Raw genomic sequence first — 11979 nt, 5'->3', positions numbered from 1 at the left:
CCACTAAAGAAAGTCTTGATAATAATAAGTTGGACTACCATATTATATGGTATAATATCATTCCTATGATTTACCGAAGCAACTCCAAAGAAAATATTTAAATTGCTCCAAAACACTTGGACGTTTCCTTTCCAAAAATTGAACCAAGTGTCCTCTTTCTCTTATCCCGAGAATATGTACATATCCATTCTGACAAAATAGATAAAGATAATCTTCATCCATTTGCAAACCAAATATATTATCAAGAGGTAAAGGGAAAATACTTTCTGGATCATCTTTGCTAAAGAATAACATATCAGAACTGATACTTAAATCCAGCATCTCTAAAAACGGCTTTAATATTTCAGCCTTTTCTTTGTTGTTTTGTCTGCGCACTTTCGTCAAAGCTCTGCGTAAAGCTTGTGTTTCCGGGTTTTTCATACTCTTTGTCTTTGTGTATGCTCACCCTTATTTAAAAAGGTGCAAGCATACTTGTAATCCCAGAACAAAGGTACTGGCATACCTGACAAAAGAGAATACAGCATGCCCGCACCAGAACTTATATTTATTGCAATACAAGCTAGCGCAGACATCATATTATCTTTGTCTTTGAAAGTGCCAGTTTCTTGTTCTGATAATATTATGTCTAATCAACAATGCCGGATATACTCCGACATTTTGTGCAAAGATAAATAAAATTTAGAAAGAATTGAAACGAAAATATTTTTTAGAGTAGATTTTAGTTTCTGTTCTCCCTAATTTCAATATCGCAATTAAATATAATCCTAACAGCATAGTTACAGATTTCCAAACATGAGAACAGATTATGGAAAACGTTGTTCACAAAATGAATAAAACGAATATATAATTCAATTTTATTAAATATATAATTGACAATATTAAAATAATATTCTATATTTGCAAAACAATACTTATGGATTAACAAAATGGAAATTAAGAAACGATTGCCTTTACAGTGCCCCGGCTGTGATACATCTTTAAAAGTAAGCGAACTATTTTGCGAACAATGCGGCACTAAAGTATGCGGAGAATTTGAACTTCCTCCCCTAGCCCGTCTCACAGAAAAGGAACAAACTTTTGTCTTAGACTTCGTGAAAGCAAGCGGTAGCCTAAAGGATATGGCAAAGAGTATGGGACTAAGCTATCCTACCGTACGTAATTTATTGGACGATCTGATTATCAAACTCAACAAAATATCATAACTATGGCAAACGTAAAACATTTTTTCAGTACACTGTCTAATCCGTTCCTGAAAATAGCGGGTATACAAGCTCTCTTATGGGGCATTGCAGGCATTATTATCTCAATTGCTATGTCCATCATAGCACCGATCCATTATCACGGACTACTGCATTTCGGTCCGGCCTCGAACAATGCATGGTGGTGCTTTGCCGGAGAACATATAATTATATGGTTAATTCCTTCCATATTATTCTTTGTAGCCGGCAAGTTACTTTCTCCCTCACACATCAGAGGTATCGACGTATTCGGAACAATTGCTTTCGCTCAACTACCTTTTATATTGATGAATTTATTTTTCTTTCCCGAATCAGTTCAGAAACTAATGAATATTCCGACTACTGCCACACCTGAATGGATTATGCAACAGCCGGACATGATAAAAGGAGCATTCATTACGTTTCCATCCATCTTATTTATAGTGATAGTTCTCATTTGGATGTATCAGGCTTTCAAAGTTTCATGTAATCTTAAAGGTTGGAAATTAGGATTGTCATATGCCGTCATCATTATTGCAAGCGATATAATCTGCAGACAATTAATCAAATTAATGTATTAGAATTATGGAAGTAAACTTTATAACCGGAGGCATTCTCATTTTATGTGGTCTTTTGGTGAAACGTTTTCCTAATCTGATTGCAGGTTACAATACTATGTCGAAAGAAGAAAAAGCCAAGGTGGACATCGATGGACTTTCCTCCATGATGCGTAACATGCTTATTGGTTTAGGTATTTTTGTTATACTTTGGCAATGGATTAGTATGTCATTGACTTTGGGCGTATGGGCTGATTGGTTGCAAATAGGAATTATTGCAGCAGTGGTCATATTCATGTTAATCAAAGCACAAAGCTATCATACATAGAGAAATGACAAATAATGAAAGTACAGAAAGCTCTTTCAACCCTAAGAAAAGGGAAAGGATATACTAAATACAAAAGAGGCTGAAAAGACCAAAGATATTTATTAATCAATTGGTCGATAAGATGCAAAAAGAATCTTCCCATTAAGTGTTTTTTATACATACGGTCCTTTGTTTGCAAACGATAGGAGTTTGTAAACAAAGGACCGCACCTTTAAAATCAATCGACCGTATGTATAATAATCAGGCTTCTATTTCATACCATGATTCATCATACGGTGATGAGCCATTTCTTCATATTTTGTACCAGGTTTCCCATAATTAGCATAAGGATAAATAGAAATACCGCCACGAGGAGTAAACAAACCTGTTACTTCAATATATTTCGGATTCATCAAACGAATCAAGTCTTTCATGATGATATTGACACAATCTTCATGAAAAGCACCATGATTACGGAAACTGAATAGATAAAGTTTCAGACTTTTACTCTCTACCATCTTGATGTCCGGTAAATAACTGATGCGTATCTCCGCAAAATCAGGTTGTCCGGTGATGGGACATAAACTTGTAAACTCAGGACAGTTAAACCGAACCCAATAATCATTCTCCGGATGTTTATTATCAAACGCCTCCAATACTTCAGGAGCATAATCCTGCTTATACTCCGTCTTTCTTCCTAAAAGAGAAAGCTGCTCTTTTAAATCTGCCATTCCTATTATTTTATTACAATTTTATACCTTTATTCTTTGCTTCCAGATATTTATCCAATCCTTCTTTACGCAATTTGCAAGAGGGACAATGCCCACATCCATCACCTTGAACACCATTGTAACAAGTCAATGTTTCACGGCGAATCAACTCAAGTACCCCTAACTCATCCGCAAGTTGCCATGTTTGTGCCTTGTCAATCCACATTAAAGGAGTATGGATAACAAACTGCTCGTCCATCGCCAAGTTCAATGTAACGTTTAATGATTTAATAAAAGCATCACGACAATCCGGGTAGCCGCTAAAATCAGTCTGAGAAACTCCAGTTACGATATGATTTATTCCTTTTTCACGAGCATATACAGCTGCAATACTCAAAAAGAACAAATTCCTTCCCGGAACAAAAGTGTTCGGAAAACTATCCGTCGGCTTTTCCTGATCCATCGGAATCGACATATCCGTCAAAGAGTTTCTTCCTAATTTCCCAATAAAGGATACATCCATAACTTCAAATTCCACTTCAGCCTCATCAGCTATATGACGGGCCAGTTCCACTTCGTTCCGGTGCTTTTGCCCATAAATAAAACTCAATGCATACACTTTCTTAAACTCTCTCATAGCCCAAAACAGGCAAGTAGTTGAGTCTTGTCCACCACTGAACACGACCAATGCTGTTTCTTTATTCATACGAATTAAATATCTTTGATTTTAAGAACATTATAAGAAATGTGCTCATCATACACATCACTACCATCTACCTTTTTTATATACTTCACCACATATATAGTAACCGGAAGGATAATGACTTCATAAAGTGACTTCAATACCGCCTGTGTAGCAACCATTATCAGTAACTCATTCACCGGAATCAGTCCGCCGAATGCAATCGGAAAGAAGATTAATGAATCTGCACTCTCGCCTACTAAAGTAGAGAGAATGGCACGAAGAGAAAAATGCTTTCCATTGGAAGCAACTTTCATTTTGCTCATCACATAAGCATTGAGGAAAGACCCGACAAGGAAAGCCGTCAAACTGGCAACTGCTATTCGAGGAGCCATACCAAACACAAAGTTGAAGCCCTCTTCACCTTCCCAAAAAGGTGCGGCAGGAAGCATAACAGCCAATTGCGCAAAACCGATTACCAAAAAGTTCATTGCAAAACCACTCCAGATAATCAGGCGCGCTTTCTTAAAGCCCCAAACTTCGGCTATACAGTCGTTAATGATATAAGAAATAGGAAATACGATCAATCCGGCAGTTGCCGTAATGCCCCAAAGTTGAACAACTTTGGTTTCCAATAAATTAGATGCTACGAGACATACACAAAAAAGTATTCCCAACAGCATAAAGGGTACAGATACTTTATTTTTCATTTTCCTGTTTTTTACGTGGTGTTCTAGAATACACGACCGCTATTCACGGCATCGTACGTTAATTGGGTTGCAAAGATAGCAGTTTATAAGGGAATAATAAAAAGAAAGAGAGGATTTTTTAGAACCCTCTCTTACAATAAGCTATTATCCGAATAAATTAGAAACGATAATCCAAACCGATACCGAATACCTTATTCGTACGGGTAAAACTATCTTTAAAATCTAATCCTGTACCATTATAGTCAGCAGTTACTTTATTATAAGTATCATAATTAGTCCAGAAATAAGCAATGTTCAATTTCAAATCTTCCATTAACCGGAATCCTGCACCAAACCCAAAAGAATATGAACTGGTAGTGAAACTCATATCAGACATATAACCATCTTCTAAACCATATTTAGTACGCTGCATTCCTGCACTGACCTGAGCCCATTTACAAACATCCCATTCAATACCTCCCAGATATTCATTCGTACCCTGACTGATAGATTTCTGCTTATCACTCGCCATCTTTGCATGTGTATCAAAGAAATGGTGATAACCTACTGATGCACGAAGTACCAGAAGTATTTCATAAGATACACCAACCGTCAGCATACTGGGGATGTCGTGAGGTGTATTTACACCGTCTTTAAATAATCCCGTATCATCTACACGAGTCTTATTCTCCACATTCAGTTTGGTATTAAATTCATATTTCACACCTACATTCCATTTCTTCCACTTAAAGTCAAGTCCTAATATCGGTGTTACTCCCCAACCGGTTTGATCGCAATCCAAATTTTTATCAGCAGTTTGACCGGCAACTTCTTGTGCAGCTATGGCCAATGCCGTATATTGTTCTGCTGCAGCTTGATTTCCGGCAGCAAGATAAGCCGCTGCTGCTTGTGATGCCTGTTCTGCTGCAGTCGTAAAATATTTATTCACGTTAATCATCTCACCATTTAAACCAATATTTGCCTGTATATTACGGATATGACCTTCATAGCCATTACTAACATAATTCATACGAGCTCCAACAAAAGCCGAAAGATAATCCGTAATCTTATAAGTTGCTCCCAATTGCAACCCAAAAATATATTGTTTACCACGCATATAGCTATCTACAGAATACTGAGTAGCATTATACCCGGCTTGTTGCAATGCCAACGGAAGTAAAGCCACCTGTGATTCAAAAGAGCCAAGTCCTTCATTAAACGTAGCCTTACCACCACCTCCGGTCACAGCAAATCCAGCAGAGAAAGTCCAATTATTTCTCTTATACGCAGCCTGCACAGATGGAATAAAAGGAGCAGATGCTTCACCTTTATATACACGACTACCGTCTGTACCTGTTGTTCTGCCATCGGTATTCATCAAGAAGGGTTTAAAACTAGAAGTGATCGTACGAGTTTGAAATGCACTTTGTCCGTTTAGTGATATATGAAAACCATCCTTAGCAAGGAAAGCAAGTCCTGCCGGATTTGAATATACAGCATCAATTTCAATAGAAGCATCTCGTGCCGGATTTCTTAAGAATGCAATGTTCTGGTTAGTATTGGTGAGAAGTCCACCGGCAAAAGTTGTAGTTGAAACGGTTAGCAACACGATACTAATCAATGAAATTTTCTTCATTATAACAGTTTTTAAATTAATTCAGGTGCAAAGATACGACAATATTGCACACACACAATAGTCTTGTGCAAATAAGTTCAATAACCATTAAATTTTATCTGTTTTATATACTTTAAGCTGATTGTTTCAAGAGAAACTATTACAATATTTATAAAAGAGAAAAAACTTCTTTCTAAATCCAAGCAGATATATAATCAACTTATTATCCATCTTGATTCAAACTTTCCTACATAGCTCATTGTTTCAATAAAAAAGACTATATGACATACACAATTGCATTTTTCGGAACAAAGCCTTACGATGAAGTATCTTTCGATAAGGTAAATAAAAAGTTTGGGTTTGAGATTAAATATTTCAAAGGTCATCTCAATAAAAACAACGTCATGCTTACTCAGGGGGCAGATGCTGTCTGTATATTCGTAAATGACATAGCGGATGCAGAAGTACTTAAAGTCATGGCTGATAATGGAGTAAGATTATTAGCTCTGCGCTGTGCAGGATACAACAATGTAGACTTATCTGCAGCACAAGCAAATAGAATTACCGTGGTACGTGTACCTGCTTATTCACCTTATGCAGTAGCAGAATACACAGTAGCCTTGATGCTATCTCTTAACCGTAAAATACCACGCGCAACATGGCGTACCCGTGATGGGAATTTTTCTCTCCACGGATTAATGGGATTCGATATGCATGGAAAAACAGTAGGAATCATCGGAACCGGCAAAATAGCTAAAATCTTGATTCAAATACTCCGAGGATTCGGAATGAATATATTAGCTTATGATTTATATCCAGACTATAATTTTGCCCGTGAACATCAAGTCGTTTATACAACATTAGACGAACTTTATCATAATTCCGATATTATCTCACTACATTGTCCGCTCACAGATACAACTAAATATCTGATTAATGACTATTCTATCAGTAAAATGAAAGATGGTGTTATGCTTATTAATACCGGTCGTGGACAACTGATTCATACCAATGCTTTGATAGAAGGATTAAAAAACAAAAAAATCGGTTATGCCGGTCTGGATGTTTATGAAGAAGAAAGTGAATATTTCTATGAAGATAAGTCGGATAAAATTATTGATGACGATACATTAGCACGTCTTTTATCCTTTCCAAATGTTATTGTCACTTCCCATCAGGCATTTTTTACGCATGAAGCTATGCGAAATATTGCAACCACCACATTAGAAAATATCAAATCTTATACAGAGGGTAAGAATCTCATTAATGAAGTCAAGCCAAAATAGATTCACGATATACGACTTACTATTTTAAGAAAGTAAGTCGTCATTCTTATTATTTTAATTAATTCAATTCTACTATAATACAACAACTTAGAATAGCACATCTAACTCTTTCTAAATAATAAATATTTTAATTACAGGTGGAACAGTTTCTGCCATCGGCGATTATATTACCCGACCTATAAAATCAGCCATTCGCAAATATTCTTTGAACTTGGTGAGCAAAGACTCTATAATAACAACATCTAAATTAAAAGATAAAGCTGGCGTTATCGGAGCATATATGTTAGCACGCAGCAGAGTTTTCGAAAGATAATCCCCATTTATAAAAGTGAAGAACCTGCTACCATTTATAAAATAGCTATATTCAGCAGGTTCTTCGCTTTATTATCACAGATCAATAGCTCTTTTCCTAATTCATAATCTTAATTCCCACAAAATAAGTTCTTGGTTGAGTAGGACCATAAAAATAACCGGAATCACGATATTCTCCTTTATCCAAATCCTTTTGGAAACTATTGAATATATTCTGAATACCTCCATTAATTTGCAACTTAATATGATCATGCAACACAAAAGTATAGTTTAATTTAATATTCAAATCAAAGAAATCGGGTGTCCTTTCCAAACGATCTTGTTTAATATACATATTCGCAAATTCAGCAGGGATGTCACTTGGAGCAAAATGCGGCACTACCATTTTACCTGTATATGTACCGGATAAAGCAAAATCAAAATTCTTTAATGGAGCACTTGTAAAGGTAAAATAGCCATAATAATCCGGTGTACGAGGCATACGCTTTATCTTTTCCACAGCTTCATCCTCACTCCATGCTTCCGCTGATTTATACTGACTTCTCTGCACCGTAAATCCAAGCTGCAAAGCAGCTTCTTTACCATGCGCAATCTTCGCATCAATATTCGCACCAAACACTCGTGCACCACTTCCGTTACGACGTTCTTTTACCAAATTACCATTATCATGTCCGATAGATTCCAGCACGAACACATCACGAAGATCCGTATAAAAACCTTCTATCAATAAATTGGATTGAAAATGTCCGAAATTCGCAGTCCAGTCTACCGAACCACTAAAACTATTAGAGCGTTCCGGTTTCAATCCTTCTGCCAAACGAATTAACATTCCCTCCCCTCCTACGGCCGTTACATGCAAATCTTCATCATAGGCCTGCGGAGCACGGAATCCTGTAGAGTAAGTCAAACGGGCCTGCAATTTATCGGTCGGTTTATATAACAAATTTATACGAGGACTAAATATCGGATTATCAATCAGGTTATGTTTATCCAGACGTCCACCTATTAATAAAATGAATTGTTTCATCTTCCATTCATTCTGAATAAATGTACCGGCAATACGTACATCCTGCTGCATATCTCTACCATAACCGGTCATAATATCATGCATTGAATTATCCTGATATTCCACCCCTCCGGTGAATGTGGCCGGAGCAAATAAACATTTCTTCATATTACCTATATACATCGCACCAACTACCCAAGTGAGATCCGTTGTTTTACCATAAGCATTCAAATCTCGTTGAGCCCCATAATAACTATTTCTGTCCGTATGCTGTATAGAACCATATACTGAAATCTTATGCTTATATTCTTTCCATGAAAGATCATAACTTGCTCCCCCGCTGTTTATCACATGCTTTGTCTGCTCGGTAATATCAGCTTCATGCGGTTGCAGATCAAATTTATTCCCACCACGACGAAATTCATTTGTCGTATGATACTCCAGGTTTATACGACTGAACTTTGTCGGTCTGTAATAAGAACGAAATCCGAAAGTATTCATATTCAATTTTCCCAACTCGGAAAATCCATCGCCATCCGCATCGTAAGGATTTCTATTTCGGTAAGATTCATACAAAGCTATGCCATAACTATTATCCTTTGCCACCAAAGAAACATTAGCACCCATATATTGCTCCCAACTCTGTCCGTTCATATTCGACATAGTAGATGCAACCTGAAATGAATTGCTTACCGGATCTTTCGTTATAATATTAATCGTACCGCCTACGGCATTCGCACCAAATAAAGCAGAACCACCTCCACGAACGACCTCCACTCTGTCTATCATATTAACAGGAATTTGTTCCAAGCCATATACTCCCGACAAAGCACTGATTACCGGACGGCTATTTATCAAGATCTGGGAATACGGTCCTTCCAAGCCGTTGATTCGTACCTGTGGGAATCCGCAATTCTGACAATTATTCTCAACCCGTAACCCCGACTGATACGATAACGACTTGGCCAAATCTGTTGAATTGACCGTTTCAAAAAGCTTTGCTCCCATTACATTTACAATGACCGGAGCCTCCTTACGGCTCACCTCATTACGATTGGCAGAAACAACAATTTCATCCGTCACAAATGTTTCTTCTTCCATCAGGAAATGTACGACAGTAGCATATTCTTTACTCACTTCAACTACTTTGTCCTGTTTCTTATAGCCTAATGCCTGAACTCGCAATGTATATTTTCCAGCAGGTAAACCTTTAAACTCAAACTGCCCCTCTTCATTGGAAACAGTCCCATAAGAATGCCCTACGATCTGAATTGTCGCATAGGGTATATTCTCTTCCGAACCCTTTACCAAAACATGACCATCAATTATATTCCCTTCTCGCACGGGATTATTGGCACGAAGCCCCATACCCATAAATATGAGTACAATAGTAAAAATATAGTTTTTCATTTATAAATATTATGTGAATGATAATAATACAAGAATTAATCAATATGTATTATTCATTCACCGGAGGAGCACGAAGGGTAAGATTTTCTAAATGTATGCCTTTCGCATAAGAAACCTGTCCACTATATTTTAATAAATAAAGTAAAGGCCGTTCCACCGTCTGCACACAAGCAGTCTCAGTCTTTGGAGTATTAAAATGACTTAATTGACTGATAAGAACTATTTGAGAAGAAGTATGTTTATGATGTTTATCCCGTGATGGGTGAGAGTGTACCACCATTATCCCATTTACGTAGTGCACATGAGTAAACATTGTTATGCTCACTTGATATGACACAAATAATGTCAACAGGAAAAATGACAATGATATTTTTCTTCTCAATCTCACAAACTATATTTATTGGGTTGCAAAGATATAATATTATTTTGAATAAATCTAAATAAGGATCTTACTTTTCTCCAAATAGTAGTTTATAATCACGTTCTGAAGCCATCTTAGCCCAATCCTCCGGTATAAATTTCCACTGATTGAGAGATTGAGGATTCAGAATTCCTTTATCTTCTATATAATTCATCATGAAGTAACGAAGATCCTTGGATGTCGATGAAATAATCCTACTTTTCAGTTCATCCTGTGGAATACCGGCTCCTTTTGTCAGAAGTTCACCGCCACCATTACCACGATAAGAATTCATTGCTACCTTATACATTTTATTTTCATCAAACGGGGTACCATCTGCCATACTCACGATAGTAATCTTTTCTCCCTCCGGTTTGGTCACATCCACAGTATAGATAATCCCTGCTGCCGAATCAAAGTTAAAACTGAAATTCTTAAAGAAATATGTTTCATCTGAGCCCAACGTTTCTTTCAACAATAAAATATGATCGTCTGCCGATTTCATCTGATTTGTCCACATAGCATATGACATTTCAAGAAATCCTTTAACCTCTTTCCCCGACATACGCATTGTATAAAGCATATTTTCATATTTATACAAATTAAACATATCCCTTACTTCTATGTCACCACCCGGTATTTCTGCATCATAAGATAATGGAGCGGTAAACGAAATATCAGCTTTAGTTAGATTTAATTGTATTTTATGAATAAAATCAATAAAAGCCGCCGGCCCAAAATAAGCAGGTTTAGTACTGATAGCATGGGTAAAAGTTCCGATTTTCTTAGAGACAAATGCCTTGACCACATCATATTGAGGAGTAAATTTCTTCATAAACTCCTCACTTACTCCATACTTATCTACATTGGACAGTACACCACTAATTCTTTTATCTATCACTTTCCCATCTTTCAAAGTCAACTTTACATCGACATTCGACACAACGCCTGCCCGACTGCCCGGATCCATGATCAGCACTGAGTCTCCTTCAATATTAGCCACCTTAAAACAATTTCGTAAATGGTCATGCCCGATAAACAGGAAATCAAACCCGGGAATATTTCGTGCTATAGAAACAGAAGCATTCTCATTATATTTATCCGCAACTCTTACCGCATCTTTACCGGCATGAAACAGTCCGACAATAATATCCGGATTCTCTTTTTCTTTAATGATTGTCATCCACTTTTTAGCCGTTTCTTCCATATCGTCAAAACGTAATCCCTGCCACAAAGCTTCCGGCAACCAAGTTGGGATAGCAGGGGTTATCATCCCCAGAATTGCTATCTTAACGCCATCACGCACTATTATTTCGTAGGGTTTCAAATAAGGAGTACCATCTGATACACGAACGATATTTGCTCCAAGTACCGGAAAATTACACTCTTTTATCCAACGGTCATATACGGCATGTCCGGTTTCCACATCATGATTCCCCATATTGCCGACATTATATCCCATATAATTCATCATATCCGCAGTTAGATGAATGGATACCGTATCTATAAAATTATAATAATAAGCAGTCGGTTGTCCTTGCAGAATATCCCCATTATCGACTAATATCAGATTATCCTTATATATTTCCCTTTTCTTTTCAACAAAAGCATGAACTCTAGCCAAACTGCCGTTCCATGCTTTATCTTCTATAAAATTATAAGGATAATAATTACCGTGTACATCACTTGTTTCTACAAACTTTAGCTTCACCTCTCTAATCTGTGCTTGCAAATATAATGAAAAAGCAAACAGCAGTACGATAATAAAATTAATACGTTTCATGAAAA

The 11979-nt window shown here is 36.9% G+C and carries 12 protein-coding genes and 1 pseudogene; 5 read left to right on the top strand and 8 right to left on the bottom strand.

Features of this window, described 5'->3' with window-relative positions:
- Positions 1-63: 63 nt before the first annotated feature.
- Positions 64-420, bottom strand: a complete 357-nt coding sequence (locus DXB63_RS06405) for a hypothetical protein (RefSeq protein ID WP_122125580.1) — start codon at positions 418-420, stop codon at positions 64-66.
- Positions 421-926: 506 nt separating this feature from the next.
- Here DXB63_RS06405 and DXB63_RS06400 point away from each other — a divergent pair.
- The 3 genes from DXB63_RS06400 to DXB63_RS06390 are packed head-to-tail and all read left to right on the top strand — an operon-like array spanning position 927 to position 2102.
- A complete protein-coding gene (locus DXB63_RS06400) occupies positions 927-1202 on the top strand; it encodes a DUF2089 family protein (protein ID WP_122125579.1) in 276 nt (91 codons plus the stop codon).
- Between the two features lie 2 nt (positions 1203-1204).
- Positions 1205-1798, top strand: a complete 594-nt coding sequence (locus DXB63_RS06395) for a hypothetical protein (RefSeq protein WP_122125578.1) — start codon at positions 1205-1207, stop codon at positions 1796-1798.
- A 4-nt stretch (positions 1799-1802) separates the two neighbouring features.
- Entirely contained in the window at positions 1803-2102 is a 300-nt protein-coding gene (locus DXB63_RS06390; RefSeq protein ID WP_122125577.1) for a DUF3784 domain-containing protein, read from the top strand.
- Positions 2103-2350: 248 nt separating this feature from the next.
- On the opposite strand, the gene queF is transcribed toward DXB63_RS06390, so the two are convergent.
- From queF to DXB63_RS06370, 4 genes are all read right to left on the bottom strand, one after another.
- Positions 2351-2812: a preQ(1) synthase gene (gene queF, locus DXB63_RS06385; RefSeq protein ID WP_122125576.1), complete on the bottom strand. Its 462-nt coding sequence runs from the start codon at positions 2810-2812 to the stop codon at positions 2351-2353.
- A 13-nt stretch (positions 2813-2825) separates the two neighbouring features.
- Entirely contained in the window at positions 2826-3497 is a 672-nt protein-coding gene (gene queC, locus DXB63_RS06380) for a 7-cyano-7-deazaguanine synthase QueC (RefSeq protein ID WP_122125575.1), read from the bottom strand.
- Positions 3498-3502: 5 nt separating this feature from the next.
- Complete coding sequence (locus tag DXB63_RS06375; RefSeq protein ID WP_122125574.1) at positions 3503-4183, bottom strand: queuosine precursor transporter; 681 nt, start codon at positions 4181-4183, stop codon at positions 3503-3505.
- Positions 4184-4340: 157 nt separating this feature from the next.
- Positions 4341-5798 (bottom strand): OmpP1/FadL family transporter, encoded by a 1458-nt coding sequence (locus DXB63_RS06370; RefSeq protein ID WP_122125573.1) that lies wholly within the window; start codon positions 5796-5798, stop codon positions 4341-4343.
- 260 nt (positions 5799-6058) lie between these two features.
- Between DXB63_RS06370 and DXB63_RS06365 the strand changes: the two genes are divergently transcribed.
- Positions 6059-7063 carry a 2-hydroxyacid dehydrogenase gene (locus DXB63_RS06365; RefSeq protein WP_122125572.1) on the top strand — a complete coding sequence of 335 codons (1005 nt, stop codon included), beginning with the start codon at positions 6059-6061 and terminating at the stop codon, positions 7061-7063.
- 124 nt (positions 7064-7187) lie between these two features.
- Positions 7188-7376: pseudogene (locus DXB63_RS06360) on the top strand (ROK family transcriptional regulator); the annotation flags it as partial.
- 96 nt (positions 7377-7472) lie between these two features.
- Here DXB63_RS06360 and DXB63_RS06355 read toward each other — a convergent pair.
- The 3 genes from DXB63_RS06355 to DXB63_RS06345 form a co-directional block, all read right to left on the bottom strand.
- The gene (locus DXB63_RS06355; protein ID WP_122125570.1) at positions 7473-9791 is read right to left on the bottom strand and encodes a TonB-dependent receptor; all 2319 of its coding nucleotides are present in this window, start codon (positions 9789-9791) and stop codon (positions 7473-7475) included.
- 49 nt (positions 9792-9840) lie between these two features.
- Entirely contained in the window at positions 9841-10071 is a 231-nt protein-coding gene (locus DXB63_RS06350; RefSeq protein ID WP_233522811.1) for a hypothetical protein, read from the bottom strand.
- A 169-nt stretch (positions 10072-10240) separates the two neighbouring features.
- Complete coding sequence (locus tag DXB63_RS06345; RefSeq protein WP_122125568.1) at positions 10241-11974, bottom strand: bifunctional UDP-sugar hydrolase/5'-nucleotidase; 1734 nt, start codon at positions 11972-11974, stop codon at positions 10241-10243.
- Positions 11975-11979: the final 5 nt, after the last annotated feature.

Source organism: Bacteroides sp. OM05-12, assembly GCF_003438995.1.
Lineage (GTDB): Bacteria > Bacteroidota > Bacteroidia > Bacteroidales > Bacteroidaceae > Bacteroides.
This window is presented reverse-complemented; position numbering and strand designations above follow the sequence as displayed.

Excerpts from the sequence above, each read along its gene's own strand:
- queC (WP_122125575.1), bottom strand. The coding sequence starts at position 3,497 with ATGAATAAAGAAACAGCATTGGTCGTGTTCAGTGGTGGACAAGACTCA.
- DXB63_RS06355 (WP_122125570.1), bottom strand. The coding sequence starts at position 9,791 with ATGAAAAACTATATTTTTACTATTGTACTCATATTTATGGGTATGGGG.
- DXB63_RS06345 (WP_122125568.1), bottom strand. The coding sequence starts at position 11,974 with ATGAAACGTATTAATTTTATTATCGTACTGCTGTTTGCTTTTTCATTA.
- DXB63_RS06375 (WP_122125574.1), bottom strand. The coding sequence starts at position 4,183 with ATGAAAAATAAAGTATCTGTACCCTTTATGCTGTTGGGAATACTTTTT.
- DXB63_RS06390 (WP_122125577.1), top strand. The coding sequence starts at position 1,803 with ATGGAAGTAAACTTTATAACCGGAGGCATTCTCATTTTATGTGGTCTT.
- queF (WP_122125576.1), bottom strand. The coding sequence starts at position 2,812 with ATGGCAGATTTAAAAGAGCAGCTTTCTCTTTTAGGAAGAAAGACGGAG.
- DXB63_RS06350 (WP_233522811.1), bottom strand. The coding sequence starts at position 10,071 with ATGGTGGTACACTCTCACCCATCACGGGATAAACATCATAAACATACT.
- DXB63_RS06405 (WP_122125580.1), bottom strand. The coding sequence starts at position 420 with ATGAAAAACCCGGAAACACAAGCTTTACGCAGAGCTTTGACGAAAGTG.
- DXB63_RS06400 (WP_122125579.1), top strand. The coding sequence starts at position 927 with ATGGAAATTAAGAAACGATTGCCTTTACAGTGCCCCGGCTGTGATACA.
- DXB63_RS06370 (WP_122125573.1), bottom strand. The coding sequence starts at position 5,798 with ATGAAGAAAATTTCATTGATTAGTATCGTGTTGCTAACCGTTTCAACT.
- DXB63_RS06395 (WP_122125578.1), top strand. The coding sequence starts at position 1,205 with ATGGCAAACGTAAAACATTTTTTCAGTACACTGTCTAATCCGTTCCTG.
- DXB63_RS06365 (WP_122125572.1), top strand. The coding sequence starts at position 6,059 with ATGACATACACAATTGCATTTTTCGGAACAAAGCCTTACGATGAAGTA.